This is a genomic window from Nonomuraea mangrovi (assembly GCF_042681425.1).
GTDB classification, from domain to species: domain Bacteria; phylum Actinomycetota; class Actinomycetes; order Streptosporangiales; family Streptosporangiaceae; genus Nonomuraea; species Nonomuraea mangrovi.
In genome coordinates this window covers 1-15,344 of the sequence record NZ_JBHUFV010000052.1, presented here as the reverse complement: position 1 = coordinate 15,344, position 15,344 = coordinate 1, and the positions used below count along the sequence as shown (strand labels likewise).

The 15,344-nt window shown below is 69.6% G+C and carries 15 protein-coding genes; 5 read left to right on the top strand and 10 right to left on the bottom strand.

The window, feature by feature from the left end:
- Window positions 1-53 precede the first annotated feature (53 nt).
- Window positions 54-674 carry a TetR/AcrR family transcriptional regulator gene (locus ACFSKW_RS35385; protein WP_379577345.1) on the top strand — a complete coding sequence of 207 codons (621 nt, stop codon included), beginning with the start codon at window positions 54-56 and terminating at the stop codon, window positions 672-674.
- A gap of 218 nt (window positions 675-892) precedes the next feature.
- Here ACFSKW_RS35385 and ACFSKW_RS35380 read toward each other — a convergent pair whose 3' ends face one another.
- Window positions 893-1,585 (bottom strand): hypothetical protein, encoded by a 693-nt coding sequence (locus ACFSKW_RS35380; RefSeq protein ID WP_379577343.1) that lies wholly within the window; start codon window positions 1,583-1,585, stop codon window positions 893-895.
- A gap of 331 nt (window positions 1,586-1,916) precedes the next feature.
- Between ACFSKW_RS35380 and ACFSKW_RS35375 the strand changes: the two genes are divergently transcribed.
- On the top strand, window positions 1,917-2,855 hold the full coding sequence (locus ACFSKW_RS35375; RefSeq protein WP_379577341.1) for a hypothetical protein: 939 nt from the start codon (window positions 1,917-1,919) through the stop codon (window positions 2,853-2,855).
- Between the two features lie 50 nt (window positions 2,856-2,905).
- Here the strand turns inward: ACFSKW_RS35375 and ACFSKW_RS35370 are convergent, their stop codons facing one another.
- A complete protein-coding gene (locus tag ACFSKW_RS35370; protein WP_379577339.1) occupies window positions 2,906-4,120 on the bottom strand; it encodes an aminotransferase-like domain-containing protein in 1,215 nt (404 codons plus the stop codon).
- Between the two features lie 273 nt (window positions 4,121-4,393).
- Between ACFSKW_RS35370 and ACFSKW_RS35365 the strand changes: the two genes are divergently transcribed.
- Entirely contained in the window at window positions 4,394-7,438 is a 3,045-nt protein-coding gene (locus tag ACFSKW_RS35365; RefSeq protein WP_379577337.1) for a WD40 repeat domain-containing protein, read from the top strand.
- Between the two features lie 54 nt (window positions 7,439-7,492).
- Here ACFSKW_RS35365 and ACFSKW_RS35360 read toward each other — a convergent pair whose 3' ends face one another.
- From ACFSKW_RS35360 to ACFSKW_RS35340, 5 genes are all read right to left on the bottom strand, one after another.
- Entirely contained in the window at window positions 7,493-8,308 is an 816-nt protein-coding gene (locus ACFSKW_RS35360) for a family 1 encapsulin nanocompartment shell protein (protein WP_379577335.1), read from the bottom strand.
- Window positions 8,305-9,396: a Dyp-type peroxidase gene (locus ACFSKW_RS35355; RefSeq protein WP_379577333.1), complete on the bottom strand. Its 1,092-nt coding sequence runs from the start codon at window positions 9,394-9,396 to the stop codon at window positions 8,305-8,307. The genes ACFSKW_RS35360 and ACFSKW_RS35355 overlap by 4 nt, the downstream gene beginning before the upstream one ends.
- A gap of 215 nt (window positions 9,397-9,611) precedes the next feature.
- Entirely contained in the window at window positions 9,612-10,448 is an 837-nt protein-coding gene (locus ACFSKW_RS35350; RefSeq protein WP_379577331.1) for an alpha/beta hydrolase, read from the bottom strand.
- A 124-nt stretch (window positions 10,449-10,572) separates the two neighbouring features.
- The gene (locus ACFSKW_RS35345; protein ID WP_379577329.1) at window positions 10,573-10,821 is read right to left on the bottom strand and encodes a hypothetical protein; all 249 of its coding nucleotides are present in this window, start codon (window positions 10,819-10,821) and stop codon (window positions 10,573-10,575) included.
- Window positions 10,818-11,048, bottom strand: a complete 231-nt coding sequence (locus ACFSKW_RS35340; RefSeq protein WP_379577327.1) for a hypothetical protein — start codon at window positions 11,046-11,048, stop codon at window positions 10,818-10,820. Before ACFSKW_RS35340 ends, ACFSKW_RS35345 begins: the two co-directional genes overlap by 4 nt.
- A 403-nt stretch (window positions 11,049-11,451) precedes the next feature.
- On the opposite strand from ACFSKW_RS35340, the gene ACFSKW_RS35335 reads away from it, so the two are divergent.
- The gene (locus ACFSKW_RS35335) at window positions 11,452-11,883 is read left to right on the top strand and encodes a DUF3995 domain-containing protein (RefSeq protein ID WP_379577325.1); all 432 of its coding nucleotides are present in this window, start codon (window positions 11,452-11,454) and stop codon (window positions 11,881-11,883) included.
- 301 nt (window positions 11,884-12,184) lie between these two features.
- Window positions 12,185-12,892, top strand: coding sequence for an IS701 family transposase (locus tag ACFSKW_RS35330; RefSeq protein ID WP_379577597.1), 708 nt, complete (start codon window positions 12,185-12,187; stop codon window positions 12,890-12,892).
- Window positions 12,893-13,054: 162 nt separating this feature from the next.
- Here the strand turns inward: ACFSKW_RS35330 and ACFSKW_RS35325 are convergent, their stop codons facing one another.
- From ACFSKW_RS35325 to ACFSKW_RS35315, 3 genes are all read right to left on the bottom strand, one after another.
- A complete protein-coding gene (locus tag ACFSKW_RS35325; RefSeq protein ID WP_379577323.1) occupies window positions 13,055-13,414 on the bottom strand; it encodes a hypothetical protein in 360 nt (119 codons plus the stop codon).
- A gap of 385 nt (window positions 13,415-13,799) precedes the next feature.
- Window positions 13,800-15,092 (bottom strand): CU044_5270 family protein, encoded by a 1,293-nt coding sequence (locus ACFSKW_RS35320; RefSeq protein WP_379577321.1) that lies wholly within the window; start codon window positions 15,090-15,092, stop codon window positions 13,800-13,802.
- On the bottom strand, window positions 15,085-15,344 hold a 260-nt coding region (locus tag ACFSKW_RS35315; RefSeq protein ID WP_379577319.1), incomplete at its 5' end, for an RNA polymerase sigma factor. The genes ACFSKW_RS35320 and ACFSKW_RS35315, both read right to left, overlap by 8 nt.

Below are 15,344 nucleotides of genomic sequence, written 5' to 3'. Positions count from 1 at the left end.
AGGGCGATGGCCCTGACCAGGGCGATCGCGGTGGCGCGGCTAGCATGGTGGGTATGCGAGGAGTTGGCCACGGACGTGGCTCCGAGTCGGACATGATGCGGGACCGCGTCATCGAGACGGCCATCCGGCTGTTCGCCTCGCTCGGCCATGACGCCACCCCGGTCCAGATGATCGCCGACGCGGCTGGGCTCGACGTCGTCACCGTCACCGATCTCGTGGGCGACAAACGCGAGATCTACCTCGCGGTGATGAAACGGACCTACCGGGACGTATGGGTGATGCTGGACGGAGTGTTCGCCGAGTTCACCCCTGACCGGGCCGGCGTCCACCTGCTCGCGAACCGCTATCTGGACTTCTGCGTGGAGCACCCCGAGGTGCCCGAGCTCTGGATCCATCGATGGCTGTCGGACGCCGCCGACGTCAACGGGCTGGAGGCGCTCTACCTCAAGCCGACGCTCGATCGGCTCACCGACGCACTTCGGGGCATCATCGACACCGACGTGGACCTCGAGGAGGCGCTGTGGACCATCATCTGGTGCGTGCGCGGCTTCGTCGTAGGCGGTGTGCTCACCTCGAGCGGCCAGCGTGCGGGGCCGGGCAACATCTACTACCTCCGGCGCTTCCGCGCCCACTTGCACGTGCTCGTCGACCGGATGTTCAAACCGGACCGGTGACGACGGGGCCGCTGAGAGCGTGACGTGCGACGTCGCTCGGCCGCCGCGAGGGCGACCCGCTCACCCACCCGAAGATCCGCATCCGTGACCGGCGGGCGCTGCCGGCCTGGTGGGACGACTCGATCGTGCGCGACCGGCATGCGCTCGGCCAGGGCGACCCCCAGCCGTACGAGCGGACGCTGGTGTCGGCCGGTGACGCGAGATTCCAGCTTCATGCGTTACTTCGGCGAGGGCTCGTCCGCTGTGGCGATGTTGCCTGTGGGGGTTCGCCTGTCATCTTGCCGCGTCCCCGCTGTCGTCTGCCCGAAGAAGAAGCCGAGGATCAGCAGAAAGGCACTGGTCACAACTTCAGGGGTTCGGGTGCTGGTGAACATGGCGACGATGAGAGCGAGACCCAAAAGGATCAGCAGGACCGCGCCGATGAGGATCGCCACCGGCTCGCGTTCTAGGAACGACCAACGCATCCGCCATTTGCGCTCGCTGATCTCGATGTCCTTCAGCGCCATGTCCATGTCCGTGGACTGTGTCGCGGCGGATTGCTCCTCAAGAAAGCGTTGCTCCGCCATCAGGCTCGAAATCATGCTGTACAGCTCGTCGCGAACCACGGGGTCGTCGACCTTCTGGTTCACGATCTCCTGAACGTCTTCCAACTGCTCCTGGGGATACAGCACGCGGATGCGGTCGATGATGGAACGCTTCCGCTCCAGCAGGATGGGCAGGGCGCCGATCGTCACCGTGGCCTCGGCGCCTGCTCTGGCGATGATGGCGCCCGCTGATGTGGTGAGCTTCAACGCCAGCGTGCCGAATTGCGACGGATGGGAGATGGCGCGATTCACCCTGTCGAGGGAGTCTTTGAGCTCAGTCAAGGACTGCTGTTCGATCTCCTGATGACCCAGTCCCATGAGCTTCATCTGGGGCTCGTAGTAAGCGCGTGCGGTCTCCAGATAGTTCGCCAGCTGTGAGACTGCGACGTCAGGTGCTCGACTCATGGAAAACCTCCCCGTCCTGGAACCATGGCGGTGCTTCGTGATGATCCCAAGTCGGAGGGCCTTCGCGCCTGGATGAAATCAAACCGTCGTCAACAACCCCTCCGAAAGTGCATCGAGAGTACTTCGCTCAGGTGAGTCAGATCATTCCGCTGCTGTGGATGTCGAGGCCAGGTTCTTCGGCCAGCTGTGTCAAGGAGCGATCGAGCGAACCCTGCTCCTCGTGAGGGTGAGCCGTCGGCTAACCTCTGGCGGCATGACTGCCACCTCCCACGTGATGACCCGGTTCACGGACGGGCTTGTCCACGCGTATGACTTCTCGAGCAGCCCGGTTGAGTCGGCTGCGCCGTCGGTTGTCGCGTTTCCCATCGTCGAGGCCGTCGAACCGGTGAGCCACGCGGTGGCGCCGAACCTGCGACGTGCGGTGTATGCGACGGCCGACGAGATGGCGTGCCTCGACCGCGAAGGCAAGGTGCTGTGGCGGCTCGGCTTCGGCCCTGGGGCGGAGGAGCCGTACAACGCTGTGGCGAGCTGTGAGTTTTCGCTGGACGGGACGGTGGTGTGGGTCTACCGGCCCGACGCGATGTCAGGACGCGGCGATGGCCTGGATCATTGGCTCGCTGTTGACGCCGAAACCGGGGGCGTGGTCGCGCAGGCCGAGTTGGACTGCGCCGGACACGGTGGGCACCAGTTCGTTCACCCGGACGGCGCCCACATGCTGCTCGATGTCGGCGAGGGGCAGGACGGTTCGCGGGTGTACCGCGGCCGCCTCGACCGAAGCGTCATCGACCTGACCGTCTACCCGTGGACAGACCGCAGCCTCGTGAGTCTCGCTCCGGACGGCCATCACTTCATGACTGTCCACCACGATCAGGAGGACGTCGCTTTCCATGCGTACCCCGACGGTGACGTGGTGATCCGGATTCCGGTGGAGTCGTTCGGCTACGACCCCGACGAGGCATACGTGGAGTGGGCAGGTGGCTACCTCGACGCCGATAACGCCATTGTCACGATCGGCGGGGAAACCGAGGACGAACAGGAGTGGTACCAGCACCATCTCGTCGACGTACGGACCGGCCAGGTACACGGGACGCTCGGTGCACAGTCCAGCCACGCGTACGACGTCAGACCACTAGGGGACGGCTCGTGGCTCAGTACCGATCGTAACGACCGATTGTGCCGTCACACCCGATAGCCGGCCTGCCAGAGGCGCTGATACACCCCTGTAAGGGGAGAAGGCATCTCTCAAGCCGGGGCGGGGGCGAGTGCCTCGGACAGGGCACGGCCGAGGCGGCGCATGCCCTCGGTGATGTCCTCAGGGCGGTAGGTGCTGAAGGAGAGGCGGAGGGTCGAGGGGTCGGGTTCGGCCGGGTAGAAGGGTGCTCCGGGGACGAAGGCGACGTCGTGAGTGAGGGCTCGTCTGAGGAGCTGGGTGGTGTCGACGCCGTCCGGGAGGCGGACCCAGATGAACATGCCGCCGTCGGGGTCGGTCCAGGTGGTGCCCTGCGGGGCGATGCCGGCGAGGCCCTCGATCATCGCGTCCCGGCGGGGGCGGTAGGCGTCGGTGAGGGTGCGGATGCGGGCGTCGAGGTCGGTCGCGGTCAGATAGCGGGCGGCGGCGGACTGATCGATCGTTGAGGTGTGCAGGTCGGTGGCCTGCTTGGCGATGGTGAGAGCGCGCAGGAGCTGGGCGGGAGCGCGCAGCCAGCCGAGGCGGAGGCCGGGGGCGCCGATCTTGGAGAGGCTGCCGAGGTAGATCGAGGTGTTCTCGGCGCCGGGGTAGGAGCTCAGCGGCGGCAGGGCTTCGCCGCGGTAGCGCAGCTCGCCGTAGGGGTCGTCTTCGAGGATCCAGAAGCCGTGGGAGGCGGCCAGTTCGGCCACCGCATGGCGGCGCGGGCCGGTGAGCGTGCGCCCGGTCGGGTTGGCGAAGGTGGGCACCAGGTAGAGCAGCGTCGGTCGTTCCCGCTCGGCGATCTCGCGCAGGGCGTCGGGGTCGAGGCCGTCCTCGTCGCTGCGGACCGGGACGATGCGGGCGCCCGCCAGCCGGAAGCACTGCAGCGCGGCCAGATAGGTGGGCTCCTCGACCAGCACGACGTCGCCCGGCTCGACCAGGGCGGTGGCGACGAGGGAGATGGCCTGCTGAGAGCCGGTCGTCACCAGGAGCTCGTCGCCCGACGTCCGCAGCCCCCTGGTGGTGAGCCGTCGCGCCAGCAGGTCGCGCAGCGCCGGGTCGCCCTCCGTGGAGGAGTACTGCAGCGCGCGCCGCGCCTGGGCCGAGGAAAGGACGTCATCGAAGGCGCCGCGCAGGGCGTCCACGTCGAACAGTTCGGGACACGGGAGCCCGCCGGCGAACGAGATGACTTCGGGCCGGTCGATGAGGGCCAGCAGGTCCCGGACGGGCGAGCTGTCGATCCGGCCCAGCCGGCCGCTCAGCGGGCTCTTCGGGGCGGGACGGGACATGGTGGGCACCTCCAAGGCTTGGCGACGAGGCGAGGGATGACGCACTTGTGCTGCGTGTGCCTCGCACGAGAAAGTTCGCCGGTCAGGCGCCGCGATCATCCTACAGGCGGGTTTGGGGTGGAAGTCCTGGGGGGAGCGGATGAGGCCGGTTCGGCCGTCATCGTGGTGCCTCGCTCGCGTGCGGGCGCAGCTCCCCCGTGATGCCGGCCATGGGCCGAGCCAACCGCCGCACAACGGGCGAAGTGTCGGTCATGTCTACTACGGTCGTCTGGCATGATCATCAAAGGCGGCCAGATCGTGCTGGCCGGGCGGTTCGTCCGGCTTTCGAAGGATGAGGCCAAGCGTGGCCTGGAGGCGCTGGGCGCGAAGGTGACCGCGTCGGTCTCGGCGAAGACGGACCTGGTCTTCGCCGGGGCGAAGTCGGGGGCGAAAGCGGGTCCGGCTGCGGTGCGCGGCATCCCGATCCTCGACGAGGACGCGCTGGCGGCCGTGCTCGACGGCAGGGAGCCCGGCACCCCGCCGCAGTCCCCGCCGTTCACCGGTGTCCCCGACGAGCGGATGGGGCCCGACGAGGCCCTCGACACCCTCAAGAACGCCGACTGGTCCGCGTTCTGCCCGCAGCGCGACACGGTGCCACTGCGGGACGCCCTCCAGGCTCTCGAGCGCGTCCACGGCGTCACCGGCGCGCATCGTCTCGCGACCGCCCGGCTCCGCGACGCGGGCGCTCTGCTGCGTCACTCCGACGTGCACCACGGCGAGCTGAACGGCCATGCGCTCAGCCCCGACGGCCGCCACCTCGCGGTCGGAAGCGGGACCGGCGACGACTCCGACAGGGGCGGCGTCCTGCAGGTCTTCGAGGTCGCCACCGGCCGCTGCGTTCACGCGATCGACGGCATCATGGGGGGCATCGGCTTTCCGGACTACGCGCGCAGCCTCCAGTGGTCAGCGGATGGCACGCGAATCGCCCTGGAGTACAACACCAACGCGACCGGCGTGTGGGACCCGTTCGGCACCGCCCGCGAGCCGATCGCCGACGCGTTCTTCCTCGCCTCCGGCAGGCCACTGGGCATGGCCTTCGCCCCCGAGGGCAGGCGGGCGTTCGTCTACGGAGGCGAGTCGGACGTCCTGCGCAACGTCATCGTGGCGATGCACGAGGGCTCGGTCGCCGGGCCGCCGGACTCCCACCCCGAGGGGACGGCGCCGATCGAGTTCAGCGGACCGCTGCCGGACGAGTCCAGGCGAACCTGGGGCGACGAGCCCGAGCTCATCCTCAGCCGGGCGTTCTGGTCGCGTGACGGCTCGCGCGTCTACGGAGAGTCGACGGACGAGTACGCGGCGCTCTCGCTCGACGTGGAGAAACGGCGGATCTCCTGGATTCTGGGCCTGGAGGAGGACCAGGACGCGGCTCCGCCCGAGTGGAGCCTGGACGAACGGCTCCTGGCCCACCAGCGCGACGGCAAGCTCGTCATCGCCGACGCGCTGACGGGTGAGACGACGGCGGAGCTTCCCGGCCGACCCGGCGCCGACGTCCTGTGCTGGGGGCCGGGCGGCAGGCTGGCGGTGGTGGACCCGGAGGCCGGGACCGTCGGGATCGTCGACGCGGCCGCCGGCGAGCACCGGTACGACCTGAACGTTCGGGCGGCCACCTCCAACCCGCGCGGCTGGGACGCCCGGTCGTGGGCCTGGTCGCCGAACGGCGAGCGGGCGGCCTGCGTCACCGCCGAGGGGCGGATCGAGATCTGGTCGCTCGGTGAACGCCCCGAACGGCTGGGCGTCCTGGACGGCGTCCGGCGCACCGTCGGCCAGTGGGATCACGGTTTCGGCCTGGAATGGCCCGCCGACGACGTGCTGATCGCGATCGGCTCGCACGCGGTGCGCTTCCTGCGCCCCGAGAGCGGCGAGATCGTGGCCGACCACCCCTTCCACCACGCCCCTGCCGCCCGTCGCCCGCTCTTCTTCACCGGCCGTGACCTCGGCGACCGGTTCCCGCTCAACCCGACGTTCGCGCTGGACGAGGACACCTGGGCGGTGGCATTCGAGGACGGAACGGTCATCGCGCGGCCCGGCAGGGACGACGAACTCGCGGAGCTCGACGGCCGGCTCTGCTGGTCCATCGCCCGACGCTTCGCCTGGCCGTACCGCTGGGGCGAGCGGAAGATCTTCCCCGATCCCGCCCGCGCGGGAGTGGGGGCGGCCTCACCGGAGACCGAGCGGCTGCTGGAGCCCTTCCGGGGACGTGACAGCACGGCGGAGGCGACGGGGACGTGGCCGCCACCCGACACCGCCACCGTCGCCGATCTGATCACGGTGGTCCGGGGCACGCTCGTCGACCTGACCGTTCAGGACTCGGTCGTCCGCGGAGACTGGACCGTCGACACGCTCCAGCAGCTCGCGATGATCCACGCCCGGCGGGGCGAGGCCGCCGAAGCCCGCGAGCTGGCCCTCGCGATGCCAGAACACCGGCGGCGTCTCGGACACCTCGCGCGGATCGCGCTCGCGCTCGGCGCGGCCGGTTTCGACGCCGAAGCCGCCGCCGTCCTGCCCTACGCCGGCGGCGATCTCGCGGACGTGAGCGACGCGGCGGACATGGCGGCGCTCGCCGGGGCCTGCGCGGTCCTGGGGCAGGATCGACGCTCCCAGCAGTGGTTCGCTTCCGCGCGCGAAGCCGCCGACGCTCACCGTTCGAACTGGGAGGTCCGCCTGCCACTGGTGTGGGCGCTCACCGAGTGCGGCAGGGAGCGGGAGGCCCGCGCCGTGCTGGACGAGGGCGTCGGCACACCGGTGGGCCGGTATCACGGCACGCCCTGGCTGGTCTGCCTGCTCAGGCGGGGCGAGACCGAACTGGTACGCCAGCTGATCGGCGAGCGCAGCGAGCCGAAAGATCCAGAGAAACCGCACGTCAACGGCGTGCGCTGGTTCGACGACTGGACGGCGGCCCGCGCGCTCACCGCCTACGGGCAGCCGGATCTGCTCCAGCTGCGGGCCGAGATCAACTGGGTCTCGGTACGGCACGACCTGCCGACGGCCGAACGGATCGCGGCCGAGGGCAGGCCCACCCGCCCGACCGACGACCAGGTGACCGATCTCGCCGCCCAGCACGCCACCCTCGCGAAACTCCCCAAGGCGACGAAGCGTCGCGAGTCCGCGCAGCTGGCCCGTATCGCGGCGGAGTGCGGCCATATCAGCGCCGTGCTCGACCTGCTGCCCGGGACGGGCGACCCGGACAAGTACGGCGGACTGGACAGCAACGCGCGCACCTGGGTCGCGCTCAGCGCCCTGCGGACCATCGCGATCGGCGTGGACGTCGACGTGTGGTGATCGCTGCCCCGGCCGGCTCTTCGGCGGCTGCCGGGGAACCGGTCGAGGCAGCCGTCATGCCGGCACGCCGGGGGCCGCGGTGAGGCTGACCGACGCCTCGGCCGTGTAGACCAGGAAGGTCAACGTTTCCTGGAAGTACAGCCGGACGCTGGTCTCGTCGTGCGAGAGATAGCCGATCGACACGTCCTGGCCGATGCGCATCTCGAAGTCGCCGCCTCGGGTGGACAGCAGGAGAGCGCCCTCGATGGCGGGCGCCCAGATGATCTGACCGTCCAGCAGGCGGGCGATGTGCTCGTGGATCGGATAGCCGTGGTCGGAGGTCTCGCTGACGGCGGTGTAGGTGTCGGCGCTGAGCACCAGCGTGTACGGTCCGCCCACACCGGCCAGCCGGAGCGCCGTCACGGCCCGGCTCACGGCGTCGGGGTAGGCACGGGTCTCGGCCGGCAGCGCGATCGCCGCGTTGGAGGAGCTCTCGCGAATGCCGGAGATACCGGCCGCGGCGTACCCGTCGAAGACAGTGCGGTCTTCGGCGAAGGCGAGCCGGCGCGCGGCGTCCTTGACCGGCTGCCAGTCGGCGTCCTTCGCTCCGCGCTCGACGTCGTCCACCTGCCGCCGGTCGACGGTGAACGGCACGCGGAGTTCGACGAGAGGTTGGGAGAGGCGGACGCGCGCGATCACCGCATCGCCGGGAGCGCCGATCTCCTCCAGCCGGCCGGTGGAGACGGAGGCGAGCTGGGCGCCTCCCGGATCGGAGACGTCGACGACACGACGCCCGGCCACATGGCGTTCGAACGTACGCCGGGCCTCCTCCTCCAGGTCGGTCCATGCCGCGGCGGAGATGGGCGCCAGTTCGCGATGCAGATTGTTCATCGGGCAGTGCCTCTCTTCAGATCGCCGATTCCAAGAGATCCGTCGGTCGTGGCCGGGACCGGAGCCGCGGGGGAGGGCCCCGTGTCGGTCGTGGCCGGGACTGGAGCCGCGGGGGAGAGGTCCGTGTCGGTCGTGGTCGCGCCGTTCGGCGGATCGGGAAGGTCCTGGAGGAAGTCGGCGCTCGGGACGAAGAAGAGCGTGCCGGTCACGGCCGTGGAGAAGTCGAGGATCCGGTCGTGGTCGGCCTGCGGGGTGCCGAGGAACATCCTCTCCAGCATCCGCTCGGTGACCGTGGGGGTGCGGGCGTAGCCGATGAAGTAGGTGCCGAACTCGCCGCGGCCCACGGACCCGAACGGCATGTTGTCGCGCAGGATCTGCCGCTCGGTGCCGTCTGGGTCGACGATCGTGGTCAGGGAGACATGCGAGTCGGCCGGTTTGCTGTCGTCGTCCAGTTCGATGTCGGTCAGCTTCCTGCGGCCGATGGCTCTCTCCTGCGCCTCGACCGGCAGGGCGTTCCAGGCTCGTAGATCGTGCAGGTACTTCTGCACGATGACGTAGCTCCCGCCGACGAACGCGGGATCCTCGTCACCGATCACGACCGCCTCGTGCGCGTCAGGGCCGACGGGGTTCTCCGTCCCGTCGACGAAGCCGAGCAGGTCTCGGACGTCGAAGTACTTGAACCCGTGCACCTCGTCGCGGACGGTCACCGCGCCGTAGAGCCGGTCCATGATCTCCGATGCCAGGGCGAAGCACAGGTCGAGGCGCTGCGCCCGGATGTGGAACAGCAGGTCGCCGGAGGTGGACACGGCACGATGCCGGCTTCCGACCAGTTCACGGAAGGGGTGAAGTTCGGCGGGTCGGGGTCCGGCGAACAGCCGGTCCCAGGCGTGGGAGCCGATCGCGGCGACGCAGCTGAGCGTGCTGTCCGGCGCCCTGAAGCCGATGGCCCGCTGCAGCGCGTCCAGGTCGGAGAGGAGGTCTCTTGCGGCCGGTTCGCCACCCGGATCGATGGTCGCCACGATGAAGATCGCCGCTCTTGTCAGCGGGCTCAGTACCGGTTGGGGAAGCGCGTCCGCGAGTTCCGCCATGCCGCTCCTCCTCAAGCGTTCGTGTACACCGTGGCCCGCGCCGCAACCGTTCCCCGTTTTCGGTCAACCGATTCAAGGCATGTCGTGGTTAATCGGCCAGGTGCGGCGCGTGTTCCGCAGTCTTTGCCGCGACGCGAACGGGCCTTGGCGCACTGCCGGAACAGCCGCAGGCCCGACGCGGGCGGGGATGCCGCTCACTCCTTTCCGCGACGCCTTCAGCGCACGGAGCAGATCGCCGAGCCGATCACCGACGTCACCGCGTCCGGGTGCGATATGAGTGTCAGATGTGATCCGCCCTGGAACGTGGTGACCGTCGAGCGTGCCCGCTCCGCCATGGCCTTCTGCGAGTCCGGTGTGATGATCTGATCACCGGTGCTGACGAAGTACCAGGACGGGATCGTCTTCCACGCCGCGGCCTTCGACGGGGTCATGAACGCGCTGGTCGAGGCGGCTCGCTGGGAGGCCCACAGGCGTACGGCGGTGTCCCGCGGCAGGTCGGAGCCGAACGAGCGGACGAAGGGCTCCTGTTTGAGATACAGGTCCTTCGCTCCTTGAGGCGCTCCCGCGTAGGGCGCCGTGTCGTAGAGCGAGTCCGGATTCGCGCTGAGGGCGGACCCGGAACCGCTGAGCTGGGCGGTGGTCTCGCCGACGTCCGGGACGGCGGCGTCGACGTACACAAGCGCCTTGACGCCGGGGACGCTCGCGGCGGCGTTCGTGATCACCGAACCTCCGTAGGAGTGCCCGACTAGCACGATCGGGCCGCGCATGGTCTTCAGGAAGTCGGCGACCGTCTCGGCGTCGCTGGTCAGGTCGCGGAGCGGGTTCGCGATGGCGCGTGCGTCGTAGCCCGCCCTTCGCAGGGCGTCAGCCTCGCCGTTCCAGCTCGAGGTGTCGGCCCAGGCTCCGTGGACCATGACGACAGCCGGCTTGGTAGGGGCCGGTGACGGGCATGGCAGGGGGATCGCGGGGGCGGATGCGGCCGTCTCAGCGTTGACCGCCGCCCCCGCCACAGGCGTGGTGACCACGGTGAACGCCGCCAGGGACGTCATCATCTTCCTTCGGCGTGAAAGTGCCATCCTCTTCCCCCTCGGTCGGGCAGTGCGCTGCCGCTCGTGGCGCCGGGCTGACCGGTCGTTCATGGCGGGCCCAGGCGGCCCCGCCGCCCGGGGCGCGCGGTCATCCCCATCGCGCGGCGAGCTCCTCGTGGACGCTGCGGGAGGCCGCCCGGGTCTGCCGGGCGCTCGGCGAGGTGAGGCGGTTGCTCAGGTCGTGGCTCACCACGCCTGGGTCGTCGAGCGCCGGGATCTGGTTCGCCCGCGGACCGTGCGGGAGCAGCCCGCCGGAGAGGGTTCCCACGATGAGGGCGATCACACGATGTCCGGCGTGGTTGGGCAGGTGTGCGTCCGCGGCGACCACCTCGGTCACCGCCTCGGCGAGGGCGAGCCCTTGGTGGAGCCCGGCCTCCCATGCTTCCGGTCGTCGCCCTCCAGCGCCGCCCGGCCCCCGGGGCGCAGCGACGCCTGGAGCGCCTCACGCATCCGCCCGGAGTCCACCACCCGGCCGGAGACGAAGGGGCGGACCGTGTCCGAACGCTCCTGCTCGGCGGTCCGCCGCTGCGTCCGGTGTCGAGTGGCCAGTTTGGTGCGTGCCATCCCTCGCCCCCGTCCCGCGTTGCCCCTGATCTGATGCCTCGAAAGGTGTGAAAGTAATCCAAAAAGGACTAAAGGAATCGCCCGCCGCGACGTACACCGGCGCTGACCCCCGGCAACGCCCGTGCCCGGCCGTCGCTGTGCCCTGGGCCGCAACAGGGACTGGTCGGCGCCTGCTCGTATGCGGCGTTGCAGGCCTCATGGCCGCGGTGCGGGCTGGCGAGCTGCGCCGTCACCTTGACGACGTCGGAGAAATCGAGGTCTCGAGCGGCGCAGGGGGGTCGCGACATGCTCGGGAACGCCATCGGACAGGCTCCATCCGTCGGCCACCGTACCCGTCTGCGAAGGCTTCCATACAGCACTGTATGGTACGGATCGTGGACACCGTCGACCGGAGGGCAGGGCAATGGAGATCGTCGGGTTGTTAGCCGTCGTGGGGCTGGCCGCCGTAGGAGGGTTGCACGCCGTATGGGCCTTCTCACCGTGGCCCGCCACCGACCGCACCACCCTGGCCAAGGTCGTGCTCGGCGATGAGGGCGAGGGATTCCCGTGGGGCCCTGCCTGCATCGCCATGGCGGCAGTGCTCGGGAGTGCGGGTTACGTGGTCGCCGTCCGTTCGGGCCTGCTTCCACCGGTGGGCCCGGCGCAGCTCTACACGGCGGGAGCGTGGGTGATCGCCGCCGTGCTGTTGGCGCGGGGCGCCGTCTTCCCTGCCGTCGTGACGCTGCGCGGCACGTGGAGTCAGGAGTTCAGGACCTGGGACCTGAAGGTCTACGCGCCGGTCTGCCTGGCCCTGGGCGGATTGACGCTCGCGGTGGCGCTGGGCGGGCAGGGCTGATGGTCACCCGAGGTCGGCGAAGATCTCGCGCAGCAGTCGCAGCCGTGCCGACGTGACCCGCCGCAGGACCCGGTGCCACCACCGGGTCGGCGACCTTGGCGGCCGGCGTGGCCTCGACCTCGGCCGTGATCGGATGCTTGAAGGCCGTCTCGAAGATCGCCCGCAGTCGCTCCTCGGAGTCGTAGTCAGCTCGCAGGACTGCCTCGACAGTAGTACACAGAATCCGGCAGGCCCTGCGGGCCTTCCTGAGGCCGGGGAGCGGGTCCGGGATCGGCGTCCTCGATCGTGACCCCGATCCGCTCTGCGACGTCGCGCGGCGACGCGGCCACAGGGCGGGACGGCGGCGGCAGCCGGCCGCGGAGGACGAGCGATGCTGGCCCGCGCCGTGGAAGCGGGCGTGCCGGTCTCCTGGGTGAGCGCCGATGAGGCCTACGGCATGGAGCACAAATTCCGGCGCTTCCTGGAAAAGCACCACCTCAGCTATGTGGTCTCGGTGCCCAAGAACCAATGGATCGGCATGGGGTGGGGCGGGGAGGTCCGCGCCGACACCGCGACCGCCCAAGCTCCGCCCGAGGCGTGGAAGCGCCGCTCCTGCGGCCAGGGCGCCAAAGGGCCGCGCCTGTATGACTGGGCGCTCGCCACGGTTCATTTCGAGGCCGAGCCCGGCTACCAGCGCTGGCTCCTGGTCCGCCGCGGCCTGACCCCCAACGCCAAGGGCGAGCTGGAACTGGCCTACTACCTGTGCCACGGCCCGGTCGGCACCACGATCGAGGACCTGATCGGTATCGCTGGAGCACGCTGGGCCATCGAAGAGTGCTTCCAGTCCGCCAAGAACGAGACCGGCCTCGACCAGTACCAGGTCCGACGCTACGACGCCTGGCACCGCCACATCACCTTGGCCATGCTCGCCCACGCCTACCTGGCCGCCACCTCCGCCTGCGCCCCAAAAGCCCGAGCGGCCTGGTCCGCCTCACACCCGCCGAGATCCGCCGTCTCCTGGCACACCTGACCAGCGCCGCCACCCGCCCCCTCGGCCAGAGGCTCCCACGGGCCCTCGCCTGGTCACAGCGTCGGCGACAACACCAAACACGCGCCCGCAGCAGCCACTATTGGAAACGCTGGCTCCGCCACAACCAGATCCAGATATAGATCACAAAGTCTGGCTGTAGTACTAGTCGGCATGCTCCAATGTCAAGGCGCTGCTCACCGGGGTGGCTTTGGCGACGGCTTGGAACGGCGGAAAGTCCTGTGCCTCCGCAAGAGCCGCCTGCCACTCCTCATCGCCGTTGGGGAAATAGAAGCCCGTGTGGTCCGAATGAGAGCTGAGTACTGACCAGCGCCCCCATTGCAGGATGAACCCGTCGGAGTCGGAATCCGGTTGGGTATCGATTCCGGCGACCTTCGTCTGAGCGAACTCTGCGTATGCCGCCCACGCGGCCATGGTGTCCGTAATAGCGTCGGGTGCTTGCCCGTGTTGGCGCAGGATGCTGGCAAGAAGGTCGGGGGCGGCCTGCCAGTCGACGCGAGTCATGGCCGGACCATACCGTCGAGCCCGTCAACACCGATGGGATTCAGGGGAGGCCGCCGTCAAGCATGTCCTGAGACTGCTGTATCAAGCATGTCGCGGGACAGGACGTTGCTGGACCGAGTCACGCTGCCGGATTGTTCTTTAGGGATCAAGGGCCACCGCGCGGTGGCCCTTCGCACCGACAAGCACGAACGCATCTACGAAGGCGCCATCGACGTCGCCTCGATCAGGATCTGGCTCCGTGACCCTGTCCTATGATCCACGGGACCACGCTCTAGGAGTAGGCCGGGACGCCGATGGAGGCGACGTCGAGGGCGATCGCCCCTGAGTCCGCCCGTATCTTGGCCGCTCGCCAGCGGCCGGCCGACCGGTCGGGCAAGGCGTTGGATCAGTCGGCGGCGTCTGCGGGGCCACGCCGGTTCGCGGGCAGGTCGGGCTTCTCATCGGTCCAGCCGGTCTCCTTGACCGCCTCGTAGGAGAAGCTGGCCGCACCCTGCCTCGACGGGTCCGGTGCGTTGGTGTGTACCAGCGCCAGCGGCAGCCCGGTTTGGGCGTCTACCACGAGCTGGTCCACGCCCTCCGACTCGCCCGTGTCGGTCGTGCGTGGGATGCTGACAGCCCGGCCGCGGCGACCGAGCGGGTCGGTGACTTCGCCGACGGCCGTCACGCTGGGCAGGGACGCGATCATCCGGTACGCGGCGGCCCGCACCTCCGGTGACACCGGGAAGTGCATGATGATGTGCGCACCCATGTCGTAGAGCCACAGGTCGGCGTGCTGGCCCCGGCCCAGGGGAGGTAGGTTGCCGTCCGCGGCGCCCTTCTCGATGACCGACTCCAGGTAGTCCCGGAGCCCTTCAGGAGTCGCCGGCAGCTTGCCCAGCCGGTCCGGGGTCATCGGCTCGCCGTTGGTCAGCATGCCCAGTGACCCGCCCGCGTCCTCCCGCCGTACCTCGCGCGGGCCCGCAGCGGCGGTGACCGCCCTACTCTTCGTCACGAAGGACGTACCGCCCTCGTCGATGCGCTTCCCCGGATACGTCCAGGTCTTCGGTGAGCCGTCGGCGCGCCATGCCTCCTCGTCCTTCGGGGTGGCGGGCTTGGCCCCGAGGAACTGGGTGATCCGCCAGGTGGGCTTGCCCGCCTGCGGGGACGCCCACAGTTGCTCGGAGAAGGTCCGCTCCAGCAAGTACTTGCCGCTTGGGTCAGGCTCCATGCTGCCGCTGACGACATGGTTCATCCAGTAGTCGCCGTCCGCGGAAGTCTTCGCGACCGACGCTGCGGCGGCGAGCAGGATTTGCCGGGCCGACGGCGTCGCGTCGGGCCGTGGGGACGAGCCGGTGGATGTGTCCACCGAGGGCGGCTGGGCAAGGGTGGCGGAGTCCGGGCCGCCTGGGGCCGTGCCTGATGTGATCACCACGGTGACGGCGGCCGCCGCACCGAGCAGCCCCGCCCCGAGCGCCGTCCACCTGGCCGTGCGCAGCGCGGCGCGGCGGCGCCCCGCCCCGGCAGCGGACCGGCGGGAGTGAGGGGAGGTCTGCGTGGCCAGGTGAAAATTCTCCTGAGGGTTCGAAGTGGTCGTCTGGGCGGTGAAGGAGGCGACGAGCCGGGCACGGCCCTCGGCGGTCACCTGCGGGGAGGGCGGGGTCGAGGAGAGCAGGTCCCGCACCGCGTTCAGGTCATCCATCTGCGTCTCCAAAGTCTTCGTGCATCGGGTTGACCCCGCCCAGGGCAGCGCGAAGCTTCCTGCGGGCGCGGTTGAGCCGGGATCCGACGGTGCCCGGGGGGATGTCGAGGGCTTGGGCGATCTCCTCGTAGCCGAGCCCGGCCAGGGCCGTGAGGATCAGTACGTCGCGGTCGGCCTCGGAAAGCGCCGCTAAGGCGTGTCTGATAAATGATCTCGGTGGTGCGGTTAGATGATCCTTCGTGGTGCGACGAG